Annotated in this window: 19 protein-coding genes; 18 read left to right on the top strand and 1 reads right to left on the bottom strand. The window is 69.6% G+C overall.

Annotated features, from left to right (window positions below; all coding sequences use genetic code 11):
• The first annotated feature begins 283 nt into the window (after positions 1-283).
• Positions 284-1,489 (top strand): IS701 family transposase, encoded by a 1,206-nt coding sequence (locus ACZ52C_RS22720; RefSeq protein ID WP_469076441.1) that lies wholly within the window; start codon positions 284-286, stop codon positions 1,487-1,489.
• Here ACZ52C_RS22720 and ACZ52C_RS22715 read toward each other — a convergent pair.
• Positions 1,456-1,953, bottom strand: coding sequence for a flavin reductase family protein (locus ACZ52C_RS22715; protein ID WP_469076440.1), 498 nt, complete (start codon positions 1,951-1,953; stop codon positions 1,456-1,458). The two genes, ACZ52C_RS22720 and ACZ52C_RS22715, sit on opposite strands and share 34 nt — an antisense overlap.
• Before the next feature lie 142 nt (positions 1,954-2,095).
• Between ACZ52C_RS22715 and fabG the strand changes: the two genes are divergently transcribed.
• From fabG to ACZ52C_RS22630, 17 genes are all read left to right on the top strand, one after another.
• On the top strand, positions 2,096-2,881 hold the full coding sequence (gene fabG / locus ACZ52C_RS22710) for a 3-oxoacyl-ACP reductase FabG (protein ID WP_469076439.1): 786 nt from the start codon (positions 2,096-2,098) through the stop codon (positions 2,879-2,881).
• 59 nt (positions 2,882-2,940) lie between these two features.
• A complete protein-coding gene (locus ACZ52C_RS22705) occupies positions 2,941-3,900 on the top strand; it encodes a 3-hydroxyacyl-CoA dehydrogenase NAD-binding domain-containing protein (protein WP_469076438.1) in 960 nt (319 codons plus the stop codon).
• 171 nt (positions 3,901-4,071) lie between these two features.
• On the top strand, positions 4,072-4,983 hold the full coding sequence (locus ACZ52C_RS22700) for an NADP-dependent oxidoreductase (RefSeq protein ID WP_469076437.1): 912 nt from the start codon (positions 4,072-4,074) through the stop codon (positions 4,981-4,983).
• Positions 4,984-5,030: 47 nt separating this feature from the next.
• Entirely contained in the window at positions 5,031-5,687 is a 657-nt protein-coding gene (locus ACZ52C_RS22695; protein WP_469076436.1) for a DsbA family oxidoreductase, read from the top strand.
• Between the two features lie 101 nt (positions 5,688-5,788).
• Positions 5,789-6,427: a hypothetical protein gene (locus ACZ52C_RS22690; RefSeq protein ID WP_469076435.1), complete on the top strand. Its 639-nt coding sequence runs from the start codon at positions 5,789-5,791 to the stop codon at positions 6,425-6,427.
• A gap of 102 nt (positions 6,428-6,529) precedes the next feature.
• Complete coding sequence (locus ACZ52C_RS22685) at positions 6,530-7,576, top strand: 3-hydroxyacyl-CoA dehydrogenase NAD-binding domain-containing protein (protein ID WP_469076434.1); 1,047 nt, start codon at positions 6,530-6,532, stop codon at positions 7,574-7,576.
• Positions 7,563-8,249: a mycothiol-dependent nitroreductase Rv2466c family protein gene (locus ACZ52C_RS22680; protein ID WP_469076433.1), complete on the top strand. Its 687-nt coding sequence runs from the start codon at positions 7,563-7,565 to the stop codon at positions 8,247-8,249. The genes ACZ52C_RS22685 and ACZ52C_RS22680 overlap by 14 nt, the downstream gene beginning before the upstream one ends.
• 122 nt (positions 8,250-8,371) lie before the next feature.
• Positions 8,372-9,370: a quinone oxidoreductase family protein gene (locus ACZ52C_RS22675; RefSeq protein WP_469076432.1), complete on the top strand. Its 999-nt coding sequence runs from the start codon at positions 8,372-8,374 to the stop codon at positions 9,368-9,370.
• 60 nt (positions 9,371-9,430) lie between these two features.
• The gene (locus ACZ52C_RS22670; protein ID WP_469076431.1) at positions 9,431-10,024 is read left to right on the top strand and encodes an NADPH-dependent FMN reductase; all 594 of its coding nucleotides are present in this window, start codon (positions 9,431-9,433) and stop codon (positions 10,022-10,024) included.
• A gap of 220 nt (positions 10,025-10,244) precedes the next feature.
• On the top strand, positions 10,245-11,519 hold the full coding sequence (locus tag ACZ52C_RS22665; RefSeq protein ID WP_469076430.1) for a beta-ketoacyl-[acyl-carrier-protein] synthase family protein: 1,275 nt from the start codon (positions 10,245-10,247) through the stop codon (positions 11,517-11,519).
• Complete coding sequence (locus ACZ52C_RS22660) at positions 11,509-12,732, top strand: ketosynthase chain-length factor (protein ID WP_469076429.1); 1,224 nt, start codon at positions 11,509-11,511, stop codon at positions 12,730-12,732. The genes ACZ52C_RS22665 and ACZ52C_RS22660 overlap by 11 nt, the downstream gene beginning before the upstream one ends.
• Positions 12,733-12,792: 60 nt before the next feature.
• On the top strand, positions 12,793-13,047 hold the full coding sequence (locus ACZ52C_RS22655; protein ID WP_469076428.1) for an acyl carrier protein: 255 nt from the start codon (positions 12,793-12,795) through the stop codon (positions 13,045-13,047).
• Between the two features lie 88 nt (positions 13,048-13,135).
• Positions 13,136-14,098, top strand: a complete 963-nt coding sequence (locus ACZ52C_RS22650; RefSeq protein ID WP_469076427.1) for an aromatase/cyclase — start codon at positions 13,136-13,138, stop codon at positions 14,096-14,098.
• 73 nt (positions 14,099-14,171) lie between these two features.
• Positions 14,172-14,606, top strand: coding sequence for a nuclear transport factor 2 family protein (locus ACZ52C_RS22645; RefSeq protein ID WP_469076426.1), 435 nt, complete (start codon positions 14,172-14,174; stop codon positions 14,604-14,606).
• 143 nt (positions 14,607-14,749) lie between these two features.
• The gene (locus tag ACZ52C_RS22640; RefSeq protein ID WP_469076425.1) at positions 14,750-15,673 is read left to right on the top strand and encodes an MBL fold metallo-hydrolase; all 924 of its coding nucleotides are present in this window, start codon (positions 14,750-14,752) and stop codon (positions 15,671-15,673) included.
• A 102-nt stretch (positions 15,674-15,775) separates the two neighbouring features.
• On the top strand, positions 15,776-17,338 hold the full coding sequence (locus tag ACZ52C_RS22635) for an acyl-CoA carboxylase subunit beta (protein WP_469076508.1): 1,563 nt from the start codon (positions 15,776-15,778) through the stop codon (positions 17,336-17,338).
• Positions 17,335-17,544: an acyl-CoA carboxylase epsilon subunit gene (locus ACZ52C_RS22630; RefSeq protein WP_469076424.1), complete on the top strand. Its 210-nt coding sequence runs from the start codon at positions 17,335-17,337 to the stop codon at positions 17,542-17,544. Before ACZ52C_RS22635 ends, ACZ52C_RS22630 begins: the two co-directional genes overlap by 4 nt.
• Positions 17,545-17,580 lie beyond the last annotated feature (36 nt).

Raw genomic sequence — 17,580 nt, 5'->3', positions numbered from 1 at the left:
AGAACACACAGAAGCGAACGTCTGAAATCAAGCCAGCTCTCCGCGCGAGGTGCGCACGGCGTCGGCCGGGGGAAGTCCCTCGCCCCCAGCCCTCCCACCTGCGGGGCTCACAGGCCCCTTGACGCTCAGGCGTTCGCGGTCTCCTGTGGCACCGAGCCCCCAGGGCGCACCCTCGCCGTCGGACCGGTCAGAACCGGTCACAGCGAGAACAGCTGATTCTGCCCCTGAAGTGCACCTGCATGTATTTTGCAAGAAGCACTTCAGGGGGAGAAGCGTTTTGAGCATGGATGACGACTTGTCCGACGACCTGTGGGCGTCGGTTTTCAGCATGTTCGGCAGACGTGACCAACGTCTGAGAGCGGAGCAGTACGTTCGGGGGCTACTGACCGCCCCAGGACGCAAAACTCTACGGAACATCGCGGAGCAGGTCGGCGGTGTGCCCGCACGGCAGAGTGTGCATCACTTCATCAGCGGCTCGTCCTGGGACTGGTACGAGGTCCGTCGAGCTCTCAGCGTCGAGGCGACGAGGCTGATCAAACCTCAGGCGTGGGTGGTCAGACCCACCTTCATCCCGAAGGCGGGGACACAATCGGTCGGCGTGGACGAGCAGTTCGTCCCCCACCTGGGGCAGACCGTCACCGGCCAGCAGGCGTTCGGCGCGTGGTTGGCCTCGCCAACCACGGCCGTGCCCGCGCACTGGCAGCTGGTTCTTCCGGAAGGTTGGCTGGCGGACGCGAGCCGGCGCGACCGGGCAGGCGTCCCCGAGCGGATCGTCGACACGACTCTGGAGGACTGCGTGAGCGACCTCGTCCTGCGCGCGGCCGTGGACGGGGGAGCGGCCCACCGCCCCGTGGTCCTGGACTGCGAGGGTGTCGACACGGTGGAGTGCTACCAGCGCCTGGACAGACTCGGCGTCCCCGTCGTGATGAGGATCGGCCCGACGACTCCGCTGCGCGTGGACTGCAAGGCTCTGCCGGGGTACAGCGACAGGGAGGTCCCAGCCGGTCAGCTCGTCGAGTCCATGAAACGGCTGCGCCAACAGGTCGAGCCGCCGGAGGGGCCGCGAGGGCCGGAACGCGACGACGTCGTGGCGGTCATCCCCGTGGTACTGCCGAACACCTCCGCACCGGGCAGAGGCGGGAGGCGGCCGTTGTCGCTCCTGGCCCTCTGGTCGCCGCACACCGGGCATCAGCAGGCTGCCATGTGGCTCACCAGCCCGAGGGACCTGCCGACCAGATCCCTGCTCGCGCTCACGAAACTCACGGACACCGTCGAGCGCGACTTCGCGCTGATCTCGGAGAACGTGGGGATGAGGGACTTCGGGGGCCGGTCCTTCCCCGGCTGGCACCGTCATATGACGATGGCCTCGATCGCCCACCTCGTCGCGGTGGTGCTGGGACCGGAGCGCTTTCCCTCCACCCGGTCGGCGGCCGTCCCGCAGGCCGCGCGGACCGGTCAGGAATCGGGGACACCAGGCAGATGGTGGTAGCCGCGCCGGTAGTAGAGCAGAGGCTCGCCGTCGAGGGCGTCGGCGTGCCGCACCTCTCCGATGAGGATGACATGGTCGCCGGCGGGGACGCGCCGCTCCGTACGGCATTCCAACCGTGCCAAGCCCAGGGGCAGCAGCGGTAGACCGTCCGGGGAAAGGGAAACGGTCACGTCCTCGAACTTGTCCTCGCCCTTGCGCGAGAACCTGGCGGCCATGGCCTGCTGGTCCCGGCTCAGCACGTGCACGGCGAATGCCTCCGCCCGTGAGAAGGCCTCCAGACAGTCCGCCCGCCGGTCCAGGCAGACCAGGACCAACGGCGGTGTGAGGGACACGGAGGAGAACGAACTGGCGGTGAACCCCCGGTAGCGCCCTGCGGCGTCCGCGGTGGTCACGATCGTCACCCCACTGGCCCATCTGGCGAACGCGGCACGGGCGAGGTCGGAAGCCGTCGTCTCGGCGATCATGCCTCCACACTGCACGCGCCCGCTTGAGCCGAGGTCGAGGGAAGGCCGAGTGCTGGATGCTCCCTCGACCGCCCGTCGAGCCGCGACCACGACTCTAGGCAGCGTCAAAAGCGTGACGAGTCCGCGGTGTTATGGAGGAACGATGGCTGCACAGAACCGGCGAGTGGCAGTGGTGACCGGAGCGACCAGTGGCATCGGTCTGGCCGTGGCCACGCATCTGGCCCGAGGCGGCGCCTGTGTCTACGTGTGCGGGCGGGACCAGGCCCGGCTCTCCGAAACGGTCAAGGCACTCCAGGACGAGGGTCTGGAGGTGGACGGCACCTCTTGCGACGTGACCGACCGGGAGGACGTCCAGCGGTTCGTGCGATCGGCCGTGGAGCGCTTCGGCACGATCGACATCCTTGTCAACAACGCCGGGCGCAACGGCGGCGGCGCGGTGGCGGAGATGACGGACGAACTCTGGTTCGACGTCATCAACACCAATCTCAACAGTGTCTTCCTGGTCACCCGTGAGGTGCTCAGGAGCGGCGGCCTGCTCGAGAAGGACTGGGGCCGCGTCGTCAACATCGCCTCGACCGCCGGCAAGCAGGGCGCGGTCACGGCCGTGCCGTACTCCGCCTCCAAGCATGGTGTCGTCGGGTTCACCAAGGCGCTGGGGCTGGACCTGGCGAAGACGGGCATCACGGCCAACGCCGTGTGCCCCGGCTTCGTCGAGACGCCCATGGCGGAGCGGGTCCGCAAGCACTACGCGCAGATGTGGGACATCACCGAGGAGGAGGCCGCGGAGAAGGTCACCACGCGCGTGCCGATCGGGCGCTACGTCGACGTGGAGGAGGTCGCCGCGATGGTCGACTACCTGGTCACGGACGCCGCCGGTGCCGTGACCGCGCAGGCCTTCAACGTCTGCGGCGGCCTCGGCACCTACTGAGCGCGCACGATCCGCACACCGATCGTGTACTGGCCACGACCACGGAATCTGGAGTACCGGTGAGTGAGACGACGCCCCCACATACCGCGACGGTCATAGGCGCGGGCACCATCGGGCTCGGCTGGGCCGCACTGTTCGCCTCGCGGGGGATGACGGTACGGGTCCACAGCCGCCGCCCGGAGGCTGAGAAGCGAGTATGTGCGGCGATGGAGCTCTACGCCGCTTCGCTTCCCACGGGCCCCGCGCCCGCCGCGGACCTGATCTCACGGCTGGAGTTCGAACCCGACCTGGCCCGCTCCGTCGAGGGCGCCGACATCGTGCAGGAGAACGTCCCGGAGGATCTGGCGCTCAAACAGGAGATCTTCGCGCGGGTCGGTTCGGCGGCCCCCGGCGCACTGCTGCTCTCGTCGACCTCCACCCTGCTGCCCGACGACCTCGGTGCCTCCATGGAGGATCCGTCGCGGCTGCTCGTCGCCCATCCCTTCAACCCTCCGCACATCGTGCCGCTCGTGGAACTGGTCGCCGGGGAGCGCACTGACCGGCGCGCTGTCGACGAGGCCGTCGCGTTCTACCGGGGACTGGGCAAGACACCGGTGGTGCTGCGCCGGCCCGTCCCCGGCTTCGTGGCCAACCGCCTGCAGTCCGCCTTGCTGCGGGAGAGCATCCACCTCGTACGCGAGGGCGTGGTGTCGGTGGCTGAGCTCGACCAGATCGTCACCGCGTCCATAGGTAACCGCTGGGCGGCCGTCGGCCCGTTCCGGGCCTTTCACCTGGGCGGAGGGCCGGGGGGCCTGCGCCACTGGTTCGAGCATCTGGGGGCCGGACTGGAGCGGAGCTGGGCGGGGCTGGGCACCCCGCCGGTCGACGACGCCACGGTCTCCACCGTGATCTCCCAGGCCGACGAGGCGTTCGGTTCCCATTCCTACGAGGAACTCGCGGCGGAGCGCGACGCGATCCAGAACGCCGTCATCGACGCCGCCGCCCGAGCCGGGAGGACACCCCCCGTCGGTCACGGGTGACGACGGCCCGCTCGAGAGTCGGTCGAGCCCGACTCGAGAACCGCTGGAGTGCGACGCCCGCGGCGCCGAACGCGCTTGACCTCGACTGCGGTTGAGGTTGCAGGGTGTATCACCGGTTCACCACTCCAGGGTGAACCGGTTCATCGATGCGTGAGATGAAGGGATATCACCATGCTGGCAGCAGTGTTCCGTGCCTTCGGCACCCCGGAGGTGCTCGAAGTGAGCGAGATCGAGACGCCGGTCCCGGCCCGGGGCGAAGTGCGGGTACGGGTCAGCGCGGCCGGTGTGCAGGCGTACGACTGCGCCGTCCGCGGCGGCTGGAACCCTCCCGGAATCACGCTGGAGTTCCCGCAGGTTCTCGGCAATGACTTCGCCGGGGTCATCGACGCGGTCGGCGAGGGCGTCGTCGGACTCTCGGTGGGCGACGAGGTCCTGGGATGGGCGGTGCTGTCCTGCTACGCCCAGTACCTGGTCGTCTCCGCCGACCAGCTCGTGGCCAAGCCCGCAGCCATGCCGTGGGAGGCCGCCGGTGCCTTCTCCGCCTCCGCGCAGACCGCGCACACCGCCCTCGAAGCCCTGGAGGTGGGCAGCGGGGACACTCTGCTGGTGCACGCCGCGGCCGGCGGCGTCGGCACGGTCATGGTGCAACTCGCCAAGGAGCGGGGCGCCACCGTCATCGGCACCGCGAGCGAGCGGAACCACGACTACCTCCGTTCTCTGGGCGCCGTCCCCGTGGCCTACGGCGAGGGTCTCTCCGACCGGGTGCGTGAACTCGCGCCGGACGGTGTGACCGCCGCCCTGGACGCCATCGGCGGCGAGGCCCTGGACGTCTCCGTGGAGCTGGTCAAGGACAGGAACCGCATCGGCACCCTGGTCGACTTCGGCCGCGTCGAGGAACTGGGCGTCCGCGCCATCTTCAGCCAGCGGTCCGCGGCCCGGCTCCAGGAGCTCGCCGATCTCTACGCCCAGGGCAAGCTGCACATCGAGGTCTCCCGCGTGCTGCCGCTGGCGTCCGCCGCCGAGGCCCACCGTGAGGTCGAGGCGGGTCACGTGCGCGGCAAGGTGGTTCTGACCGTCGCCTGAACTGCTCCTGTCCGGACCGTTCGACGACGCTCAGCAAGGAGACCCCCATGAAGATCGAGATCTTTTCCGACGTGCTCTGCCCTTGGTGTTACATCGGCAAGCGCCGCATCCGGGCCGCCTTATCGGCCTTCGCCCACGAGGACCAGACGGAGATCGTCTGGCGCAGCTACGAGCTGGCTCCGGGGATCGGGGGGGTGCCCGGGGTGACGGCGGCTCAGGCCATGGAGCAGTGGATGGACCCGTCGGCGGTTCCCGCGCGAGTGGAGATGATCAAGAGCGAAGGCCGCCGGGAAGGGCTGGAGCTCAACCTGGAGCGGTCCACACCCGTCAGCACCTTCGACGCCCACCGGCTGAGCCACCTCGCCGCCGCGCGGGGCAAGGCCGACGAGGTACTGGAGCGACTCTTCCACGCGTACCACACCGAGGCCCTCAACGTCGCCGACCTGGACGTACTCCTGCGGCTGGGGACCGAGGCGGGCCTGGCGGCCGACGAGGTGCGGTCGCTGCTGGGCGGGGACGAGTACGCCGACGAGGTCCGCGAGGACGTGCGGCGGGCCGGTTCACTGGGCATCGCCGGGGTGCCCTCCGTCGTCGTGGACGGGCTGCCGCCCGTGTCCGGCGTGCTGCCGACGGCCGAACTCGTGAACCACTTCGAGCGTGCCCGGTCCCGGGCCGGCGATCTGCGGCTGCCCGCCGAGGGCTGACGCAGGTCACCTGGATCGGCTCTCGATCGTGACTCCAGCCGGGGCGCACACATTGACCCCGGCGCCCGGAGCCGTCCAGGCGCCCGAAGAAAGGGAACACAGTGCAGAAACAGTGGAAGAGGGCAGCCGGTCTCGCCATGTCGGCGTGCGTCGCCATGACCGGTGTCCTGGCCTCGGCGGGAAGCGCGTCGGCGGCCACGAGTGCGAGCACCGTGCCGTACGTGTGCCAGACACGCGTGTCGGGGACGTGGATTCCGGTCACCGAGTACACGCGTGGCTTCACGACCACGGCTCCCGACAGCGTTGCTCCTTACCAGTCGTTCAAGGTGGTCTTCGACTCCGCGCCGATCAACGCGGTCGCCGCGTACAACAAGACGCTGACCGACGTGAAGATCGCTTATCGGCTGCCCGCCGGAGCGAATCTGGTGAGCTACAAGCTCACCGGCGGCAGCAACCTGGGCGCTGCCAAGCAGTGGGTCGAGCGCAGGGGCCAGGATCTCGTCCTGAGGTCGGACGGCCAGTTCGCGGGCGGGGTGGAGTACGACCTTCCGAACCTGGAGGTCACCCTGCGGGCCCCGGGGGCCGCCGGAACGCTCACCACGGCCCCCGGCGGTTCCAGCTTCGACGACCCCTCCTTCTACTGGTACCGCCTGCAGCCGACCACCAACGAGTGGGACCCCTTCCAGTGCTACGCCGACCCGGCGAAGCCCGTGACCCTCTCGACGACCCAGGTTCGGTAGCTGACCACTGACGGTCGCCCGTCCCGGGTGCGGTCGCCGGAGCACGCCTTCGGCAGCCGCACCCGGGGGCGGGAACCGTCCCCTGAGACAACGGACGAGGCAATGCGCGACACGACGGACCACCACGCACCGGCGCACGGCCCCCCGGTCCGGCCCCGCACGGTCGCCGTCATCGGTGCGGGCACCATCGGCCTGGGCTGGATCGCCCTGTTCCTGTCCCACGGCTTCCACGTCCGGGTCCACAGCAGACGCGCCGACGCGGAGCAGACCGTCACCCAGGCCCTGCGCCCCTTCCTGCCGGAGCGGGAGGAAGGACGGGGCGACCCGCGGTACCCGGCCGGACGCCTGGAGTTCGAGACGGACCTCGACCGCGCCGTCCACGACGCCGACGTGGTCCAGGAGAGCACCCCGGACGACCTGCGCCTCAAGCAGGATCTCTTCCGCCGTGTCGGCGCCGCGGCGCCTGACTCGGCCCTGCTGCTGTCCTCCACTTCCAAGTTGCTCCCCGACGACATGGGGACCGGGATGGACGATCCCGGGCGACTGCTCGTGGGACACCCGTTCAACCCCCCGCACCTCATTCCGCTGGTCGAGGTCGTCGCCGGGAGCCGTACCTCCGAGGAGACCGTCGCCGCCTGCCTCGCCTTCTACCGGTCCGTGGGCAGGGAACCTGTGGTCCTGCGGAAACCGGTACCGCGCTTCGTGGCCAACCGACTCCAGGCCGCGCTGCTGCGGGAGAGCATCCACCTCGTCCAGGAGGGCGTCGTCACCATGGCCGAGCTCGACACCGTGGTGAGCCGGTCGCTCGGAGTCCGCTGGTCCGCGATCGGCCCGTTCGAGGCGTTCCATCTCGGCGGCGGCGAGGGCGGTCTGCGCCGCTGGCTCACCGCCACGGCACCGGGAATGGAGCGCGCGTGGCAGGACCTCGGCCGACCCCGCATGACCGAGGAGACCGTCGCGTGGCTCGGCGACACGGCCGACCGGACCTTCGGACCGGGGACCGGCACGGGGCGGGCGGCCCTCCGGGACGCGAAACACCGCGCTGTTCTCGAGGCACTGGCGAGGATCGAGGACGGGGCCTCGCAGTCGCACGGCCACACCGTTCAGGACGACAGAAGAGGAACTGAGAGACCCCATGAGAACCGCTGACACCGTCGACTTCTGGTTCGATCCGCTCTGCCCCTGGGCGTGGATCACCTCACGCTGGATCGTCGAGGTCTCGGAGCGGCACCCGCTGACGGTGCGTTGGCACGAGATGAGCCTGGCGCTCCAGAACAGCGGCTCGGACATGTCCGAGCAGCGGCAGCGGCTGATGGACAGGTACTGGGGTCCGATACGGGTGGTGGCCGCGGCGCGCCGCACCCATGGGGACGAGGCCGTCGGCCCTCTCTACACGGCCATGGGACGTCGTTTCCACGACCCCGACGGGATCTTCGCGCCGGTGCAACGGGCGACCGCGGACACCTGGCAGACAGTGCTGATCGACGCCATGGACGGGATCGGCGCCGTGGTCGAGGCCGCCTTGAACGAGACGGGACTCGACGCACGGCTGGCCCGCGAGGCGGACTCGACCGAATGGGACGAGGTTCTGCGGGCCTCCCACGCGGCCGTGCCCTCGGGGGGCCTCCAGCAGCAGCTCGTCGGTGTACCCACGATCTCCGTCAACGGGCACGCAGGCCAGTTCGGGCCCGTGTTCGACGAAATCCCCCGTGCCGAGCGTGCGGACCGGTTGTGGGAGGCGTTCCGCACCCTTGCGACCGACCCGGGCTTCTTCGAGCTCAAACGGACCACCGACCGCCCCGCGCCCAGAACCACACCCTGACCGCCGCCCGCACCGAGGCGGAGGGCCCTTGAGACCGCCCCCGAGACGGGTCCGCACACGTCCAGATGTGGTCGAGGCGCGTCCCGCGGCTGCGGTCGACAGCCGACGACCGGAGGAAAGACATGCGCACCATCCGTATCCATGAGTTCGGCCCACCGGAAGTGATGCGGTTGGAGGACACACCGGTGCCGCGCCCCGGCCCGGGACAGGTCCTCATCGCGACAGAAGCGGTGAGTGTGGGTTTCGCGCAGACCCAGATGCGTCGAGACATCTTCCCCGCGCCCATGTGGCGTCCGACCTTCCCCGTCGTACTCGGGGGTGATGTGATCGGAGTGGTGGCAGGCCTGGGCCCAGGGGTGACCGGTGTCCGCGAAGGAGACCGGGTGGGTGCCTTCACGCTGCACGGCGCGTACGCCGAGTACGTGGTCGTCGACGCGGACACCGTCCTTCCGGTGCCGGTCGACATGGACGCGGCACAGGCCACTGCCCTGCCGTCCTCCGGTCCCATCGCCATGGGCACCATGGGCACGGCGTCCCTTCGGCCCGGCGAGAGCGTGCTGGTGCACGCTGCCTCCGGCGGCATCGGGCACCTGGCCGTGCAGTTGGCCAAGGCAGCCGGCGCCGGAACGGTGATCGCGACCGGAGGGTCCGCCCGCAAGCTGGAGTTCGCCCGAGAGCTGGGCGCCGACGTCCTCGTCGACTACTCCCGCGACGACTGGACCGACCGGGTACGGGACGCCACCGGTGGCCAGGGCGTGGACGTGATCCTGGACAGTGTCGGCGGAGACGTGCTGCGCCGGGGAGTGGGACTCCTCGCGCCGTTCGGCCGACTGGTGTTCTACGGCTCGGCCGGCGGCGGCCTGGCCATCCCGAGCATCTCCCCCATGGAACTCATCGGGATGCGGTTCGTCACCGGCTTCGCGCTCTCCGCGTGGCGGAACGCCCGTCCGGAGCAGTACCTCCGCGACCACGAGGCACTGGTCCGGCACCTCACCGACGGCACGGTGCGACACGCGATCCACGCCACGCTCCCGCTCGAGGACGTGGCCAAAGCCCACGAACTCGTCGAGTCACGCGCCCAGATGGGCCGCATCGTCCTTCTGACCGGCCGCGTCGGATGACCGGCCGTCCTCTCCCCTTTTCCCCTTCCTCTCAGCACGACGTCGCTTAAGGAGAACACCATGTCTGTCGCGCCCACTCGTCTGGCCGTGATCATCGGCAGCACCCGCGAGGGCCGTCTCGGACCCGTGGTGGGTGACTGGTTCGCACGCCAGGCCCGTGCCCGCGGTGACCTCGAGGTCGACGTCATCGACCTCGCCGAGGCCGGACTGCCCCCCGTACTGCAGGACCCCGACGAGAACGGACAGTACGTCTCGGCGGCGCTGCGGGCGTACGCCCAGCGCATCGCCGACGCGGATGTCTTCACCATCGTCACCCCCGAGTACAACCGCAGCTACCCGGCCGCGCTGAAGCATGCGATCGACTGTGTCTACACCGAGTGGCAGGCCAAGCCCGTCGGTTTCGTCAGCTACGGCGGCGGCATCTCGGGTGGACTGCGGGCGGTGGAACAGCTGCGATCCGTCTTCGTGGAGATGCACACCGTGACCATGCGGGACGGCGTCTGCATCCCGCAGGTGTTCGACAAGTTCGACGCCGACGGTGAGCCGGTCGCAGCGGAGGGCCTCAACTCCGCAGCGAAGAAACTGCTCGACCAGCTGATGTGGTGGGCCGACGCGCTCCGTGAGGCGCGTGCCCGGCGGCCCTACGTCGCCTGACCCGGCCGCCGGTCGGGACGATCAGTCTGACCGGGTTTCGAGCGGTGCTCGAGACCCCGACATCAGAGTCATGAGCCGACGGCGAAACGCCCGGCAGCGGAGGCCACACCTGCCGGGCAAGCTGAAAGGAATGTGACGCGATGTTGTGCTCCAAGGAAGTCCGTCCCGCGGCGCGCTGCGCGGTCCGCGGTCACGGCTCCGGCCATACGGGGAACGGCCGATGAGCCGGCGGGTGGTGATCACCGGGATCGGGGTACGCGCCCCCGGCGGTCCGGGAACAAAGGCGTTCTGGGATCTGCTGACCGCCGGCCGCACCGCCACGCGGCCCATCTCGTTCTTCGACGCCTCCGCGTTCCGGTCCCGGACCGCTGCCGAGGTCGACTTCTCGCCCGAGGACGAGGGGCTCACCCCACGGGAGATCCGCAGGATGGACCGGGCCAGCCAGTTCGCGGTCGCCTGCACGCGCGAGGCCGTGGCGGACAGCGGCCTGGAGTTGAGCGGGGTGGACCCCCACCGCATCGGCGTCAGTCTCGGCAGCGCCGTGGCCTCCGCGACCAGCCTGGAGAACGAGTACCTGGTCATGTCCGACCGCGGACGCGAGTGGCTGGTCGACCCGAATTACATGTCCCCGCACATGTTCGACTACCTCAGCCCGGGTGTCATGCCGGCCGAGATCGCGTGGGCAGCGGGTGCCGAGGGCCCCGTGACGATGGTGTCGGACGGCTGTACCTCCGGTCTCGACGCGGTCGGCCACGGCGTCCAGCTCATCCGGGAAGGCACCGTCGATGTGATGGTCAGCGGTGCCGCGGACACCCCGATCTCCCCGATCGTGGTCGCCTGCTTCGACGCCATCAAGGCCACCACGACCCGCAACGACGATCCGGAGCACGCCTCCCGCCCGTTCGACGCCTCCCGCGACGGGTTCGTGCTCGCCGAGGGCGCGGCGATGTTCGTACTGGAGGAGTACGAGGCCGCCCGGGCGCGCGGAGCCCAGATCTACGCCGAGATCACCGGCTACGCCACGCGTTGCAACGCGCACCACATGACCGGCCTGAAGAAGGACGGCCGCGAGATGGCGGAGGCGATCCGCGCCTCGCTCGACGAATCGCGCATCGACCCGACGGTCGTCGACTACGTCAACGCCCACGGCTCCGGTACCAAGCAGAACGACCGCCACGAGACCGCCGCCTTCAAGCTGAGTCTTGGGGACCACGCGTACCGGGTTCCGGTCAGCTCCATCAAATCGATGGTGGGGCACTCCCTCGGCGCCATCGGCTCGCTCGAGATCGCCGCGTGCGCCCTGTCCATCAGGCACGACGTCGTGCCGCCCACGGCCAACCTGCACCAGCCCGACCCCGAGTGCGACCTCGACTACGTCCCGCTGACCGCACGCGAGCAGAGGGTGGACACGGTCCTGACCGTCGGCAGCGGGTTCGGCGGCTTTCAGAGCGCGATGGTCCTGCGTTCCCCGGAAGGAGCACGGCATGACGGGTAGAACCGTGATCACCGGTATGGGCGTCACCGCACCCAACGGGCTGCGGACCGAGACCTATTGGAAGTCCGTCCTCGCCGGACACAGCGGCATCGGCCCGGTCACCCGCTTCGACGCCTCCCGCTACCCGGCGGCGCTCGCCGGGCAGATCGACGACTTCGACCCCGCCGAACACCTCCCGAGCAGGCTCCTCCCGCAGACCGACCGTTCCACGACGTTGGCCCTGGCCGCCTCGGCCTGGGCGCTGACCGACGCCTCGGTGTCACCGGAGGACCTGCTCGACTACGACATGGGGGTCGTCACCGCCAATGCCCTGGGCGGCTTTGACTTCACCCACCGCGAGTTCAGCAAGCTGTGGAACAAGGGGCCGGGCTCCGTGAGCGTCTACGAGTCCTTCGCCTGGTTCTACGCCGTCAACACCGGGCAGATCTCGATCCGTCACAAGATGCGCGGACCGAGCGCGGCCCTCGTCGCCGAGCAAGCGGGTGGACTGGACGCGCTGGGCCACGCCCGTCGCACCATCCGGCGAGGCACCCCCTTGATGCTCTCCGGAGGCGTCGACTCCGCGCTCGACCCGTGGGGTTACGTCTCCCAGCTGGCCGGCGGTCTGGTCAGCACGGAGACCGACAGCGCGCGGGCCTATCTGCCCTTCGACGCCCAGGCTTCGGGTTACGTGCCCGGCGAGGGCGGCGCGATGCTGGTGCTGGAGGACGAGCGCAGCGCCCGCGAACGCGGTGCGCAGCAGCTGTACGCCGAGCTGAGGGGCTACGCCTCCACTTTCGATCCCGCACCCGGCTCGGACCGCCCGCCGGCGCTGCGGCGTGCCGCGGAGGTCGCTCTCGCGGAGGCCGGACTGGAACCGGCGGACATCGACGTCGTCTTCGCGGACGGTGCCGGTGTGCCCGAACTGGACGCCGCCGAGGCGCAGGCCATCAGCGGGCTGTTCGGAAGGGAGGCCGTCCCGGTCACCGCGCCCAAGGCGCTCACCGGGCGCCTGTACGCCGGAGGCGGTCCGCTCGACGTGGTGACCGCCGTGGCGTCGATCCGGGACAGTGTGGTTCCGCCCACCCCGACGGGCTCGGGGACACCGGACGACTTCGGTATCGACCTGGTCCACGGTGAGCCACGCGAACTCCCCGTCCGGCACGCGCTGGTCCTCGCCCGCGGCCGGTGGGGCTTCAACTCCGCCGTGGTCGTGAGCGCCATCGGCCACTGACCGGCTCCGACCTGGCACGACCGAACCTTTCCGACCTTCTCAGACCGTAGGAGACCTTCCATGGCTCAGATGACCATCGACGACGCACGCCGCATCCTCGCCGAGTGCGCGGGTGCCGTTGACGGCGTGGACCCGGCGGACGACTTCGCGCACTGGTCCTTCGAGGACATGGGGTACGACTCGCTCGCCCTCATGGAGGCCGCGTCCCAGATCAAGCAGGAGTTCGGCGTGGTCGTACCCGACCAGGAGATCTCCGAGGTCAAGACGCCGCGGGAACTGGTCGACCTCGTGAACGGCCTGGCGCACGCCGCCTGACCGCCGCCCTGCTCCGCCGGGCCCTGTGACCGGGCGCCGGCCCCGGAGTCGGGCAGGACCGCAGACTCGCCCCTAGGAGAGCGACACCATGAACGAACCGCGGCAGTACCACACCGAACACACCCTGCACGTGGCCGCGTCTCCCCAGGCGCTGTACGGCCTGGTCGCCGATGTGACCTTGTGGCCCGCCATCTTTGGTCCCAGCGTGCATGTGAGGCACTTGGAGCGCGGTGACCGTTCGGAGCGCTTCGAGATCTGGGCCACCGTCAACGGCGAGATCCGCAACTGGACCTCGCGGCGCGAGCTGGATCCCGAGGCACTGCACATCTCGTTCCGACAGGAGCGGAGCCGGTCTCCCATCGCTTCGATGGGCGGCGCATGGCGGTTCGAGGCCACGCGTGACGGCGGCACCCGGATAGTGCTGCTGCACGACTTCACCGCTGCGGACGACGACCCGGCCACCGTGCGGTGGATCACGGAGGCCCTTGACCGCAACAGTCCCGAGGAACTGGAGGCTCTGGCACGCGTCGCGGGCCTGGGCCATCCGGTGGACGACGTCGTGTTCTCGTTCACCGACACCGTGGAGGTGGCCGGAAGAGCTTGTGACGCCTACGAGTTCGTCCACCGGGCCGACCTGTGGCCCGAGCGGCTGCCGCATGTGGGCCGGGTCCGCATGTCGCAGACGGAAGCGGGAGCGCAGGATCTGGAGATGGAGACCGTGACGGCGGACGGTTCGACGCACGCCACCCGGTCGACCCGGGTCTGCGAGACGGACCGTTGGATCGCGTACAAGCAACTGGTGACGCCCCGTCTGCTGATCGGCCACAGCGGCCTGTGGGAGTTCACCGAGGGCGAGGGGGGCGCCATGGTGCTCACCGCTCGGCACACCGTGGCACTGGACCCCGCCGCCGTCACCGAGGTGCTCGGCGAAGGCCGGACCCTCGCCGAGGCCCGCGCCCATGTCCGTACGGCACTCGGCCACAACAGCCTGACCACGATGCGGCACGCGGCCGCGTTCGCCGAATCCCGGGCGGCCCGCGACCGGGTCTGAAGCCCCGCGATGACAACCAACCGTCAGAGACACCCGGTCGATCACGGACCGCCGACCCTTCCTAGGACCTCCTGTGACCACTGTCGACAGCACTTCCCTCACCCAACTCCACTCCCAGGTACAGCACTTCTACGCGCACCAGATGCAGCACCTGGACAACCGGAGGTTCGACGAATACGCGGCGACCTTCACCGAGGACGGGGTGTTCCAGCACTCGCCGGGCGCGGTCCCCGCCCGGACCCGAGCCGGCATCGCCCGTGAACTCGTCGAGTTCCACAAGAAGTTCGACGGCCAGCAGGTGCGCCGCCGCCACTGGTTCAACCAGATCGCGCTGGAGCCCCAGGCCGACGGAACCATCCGCTCCACCGTGTACGCGCTGGTGGTGACGGTACGGCCGGGTGCCGAACCGGAGATCAACCCGAGTTGTACCGTGCACGACGTTCTCGTGGTCGACGCGGGACTCATCGAGCTCAAGTCCCGCCTGGTCACCCACGACCAGATGTTCTGAGCCGGGCACCAGCGAACCGGCCCTCTGACCGGGAGGAGCCGGTCGCTCGACCGGGGCTCGACCCGAACCAGCCACATTGGAAATCCGAGCACGGGTCCACCCGCAGGTCCGGATCGGACGTGTCCATCCCCCAGGAGGTGTACGTGAACGCGCGCCACGCGGTAGGGCGGACTCCCCGCCTGCATGAGGTGGCGGAGCACGTCTTCGCCTATGTGCAGCCCGACGGGGGGTGGTGTCTCAACAACGCGGGGCTGGTCGTCGCGGGCGGCTGCTCCGCGCTCGTCGACACCGCCGCCACCGAAGCCAGGGCGTTGGCGCTGAAGGAGGCCATCGCCCCCGTCTCCCCTCGGCCGCCGCGGTTCGTCGTCAACACCCACTCGCACGGCGACCACACCTTCGGCAACCAGGTCTTCGCCACCGACGCGGTGATCGTGGCCCATGAGGGAACCCGCACGGAGATGGACGAGGTGGGCCTCCACCTCACCAGTCTGTGGCCCGATGTCCACTGGGGCGAGCTGACCGTGGAACTGCCCACCGTCACCTTCGGCGACCGGCTCACCCTGCACATCGGTGAGGTGCGCACCGAACTGATCCACCTGGGCCCGGCCCACACCAGGAGCGACACCGTCGTCTGGCTCCCGGAGCAGCGCGTCCTGTTCACCGGTGACCTGGTCATGTCCGGCGCGACGCCCTTCTGCATGATGGGGTCGGTCGCGGGCTCACTGGAGGTGCTCCGGCACCTGCGTGCCCTGGGCCCCCTGACCGTCGTACCGGGGCACGGGCCCGTGGGCGGTGCCGAACTGCTGGATGTCACCGAGAGGTACCTGCGCCGGGTACAGGAACTGGCAGCGCAGGGACTCGAGGCCGGCCTCACTCCGCTGGAGACGGCCCGGGCGGCCCACCTCGGCGAGTACGCCGAGCTGCTCGACTCCGAACGGCTCGTGCCCAATCTGCACAGAGCGTACGCCGAGGCCCAGGGAGCGCCCCTCGGGCAGCCGCTGGACATCGGACTGCTCTTCTCCGAGATGGTCGATTACCACGGCGGGCTTCCCGCATGCTTCGCCTGAGTCACGCAAGGGGGCAGTGTGAGCATCACCGAGGAAGTCCCACCGAGCAGGCGCTCCGAGCCACCGGAGCGGGGTGCGGAAGACCCGGTCGATTCCTCGGTGATGCCGACGACGGCCGACATGCGCACCCGCACGGAGGAACTGAGCAGGCTGCGCGCGGAGGTCCACGCCGGGCCCGATCCGAAGGCGACCGAGGCGCAGTGGGGCAAGGGCAAGCTCACCGTCCGTGAGCGACTCGCGCTCCTCTTCGACAAGGGGACCTTCGTGGAGACGGAGGCGTTCCGGCGGCACCGGGCCACCGGTCTGGGCATGGAGGCCCGCAGGCCCGCCACCGACGGGGTGGTCACCGGCTGGGGCGAGGTGAATGGCCGGACGGTCTTCGCGTACGCCCATGACTTCCGCGTCTTCGGCGGCGCCCTGGGAGAGGCCCACGCGCAGAAGATCCACAAGATCATGGATCTCGCCGAGACGGCGGGCGCTCCGATCGTGGGACTCTGCGACGGCGCTGGGGCACGCATCCAGGAGGGTGTCACGGCCCTGGCCGGATACGGCGGGATCTTCCAGCGGAACGTCCGCAACTCCGGTGTCCTGCCCCAGATCAGCGTGATCATGGGGCCCTGCGCCGGCGGCGCGGCCTATTCACCGGCCCTGACCGACTTCGTCTTCATGGTGCGGGGCACCTCGCAGATGTTCATCACCGGCCCGGACGTCGTCCAGGCGGTCACCGGAGAACGGATCGGTCAGGACGCGCTGGGCGGGGCGGACATCCATGCCGCGGTATCGGGTGTGGCGGCCTTCGCCCACGACGACGAGGAGTCCTGTCTGGCGGACGTGCGCCACCTGCTCTCGTACCTACCGTCCAACAACCGTGAACTGCCTCCGGCGGAACCCGTGCTCGACCCCGGGGACCGACGCACCGATTCGCTGTCGGACTTGGTGCCGGCCGATCCCAACCGTGCTTATGACATGCACCGGGTCATCGAGGAACTCGCCGACGGCGGCGACTACTTCGAGGTGCACGAGCACTGGGCGCGCAATGTCATCTGCGCGCTGGCCCGTATGGGGGGCCAGACCGTCGGTGTCGTGGCCAATCAGCCGCTCGTCATGGCCGGAGTTCTGGACATCGAAGCCTCCGAAAAGGCAGCGCGTTTCGTCCAGTTCTGCGACGCATTCAATATTCCACTGGTCACCCTCGTAGACGTGCCCGGCTTCCTTCCCGGAGTCGACCAGGAGCACGGCGGCGTCATCCGGCACGGAGCCAAGCTGCTCTATGCGTACTGCAACGCGACGGTGCCGCGTATTCAGCTGATCCTGCGCAAGGCGTACGGCGGTGCCTACATCGTCATGGACTCCCGGTCCATCGGTTGCGACATCTCCCTTGCCTGGCCGGTCAACGAGATAGCCGTGATGGGGGCGGAAGGCGCCGCGGGTGTGGTCTTCCGTCGGGAGATCGCGGCCTCCGCCGATCCCGATGCCACACGCCGTCGGCGTGTGGACGAGTACCGGAGAGAACTCATGCACCCCTACTACGCGGCAGAACGGGGCCTTGTCGACGATGTCATCGACCCGGCGGAGAGCCGGAGTGCCCTGATTCGCGCGCTGGACATGCTGCGGGACAAGCACGCGCAACTGCCCGGCCGGAAGCACGGGAACCAGCCGCAGTGAAAGGGGCCTGGCGCATCACACGTGGCGAACCCACAGCCGAGGAGACGGCCGCGCTCGCGGTGGTGCTCGCCACGATCCTGGCGGAGCAGGCGGCACCACCGGCGACGACGCACCGGCGCAGGGCGCGGTGGGACTCCGCATCCGCCTACAGGGGGGCGCGTTCCTGGGCCGCGTCGCCCAGGCCCGGCTGGAAGGAAGGGATCTAGGGCGCCGGGACGGCAAGGGCTTTCACCTGACGAAGT

It is taken from the genome of Streptomyces sp. NPDC034049 (assembly GCF_055575575.1).
The sequence above is the reverse complement of the archived record's forward strand: the minus strand, read 5'-3'. Positions and strand labels throughout refer to the sequence as shown.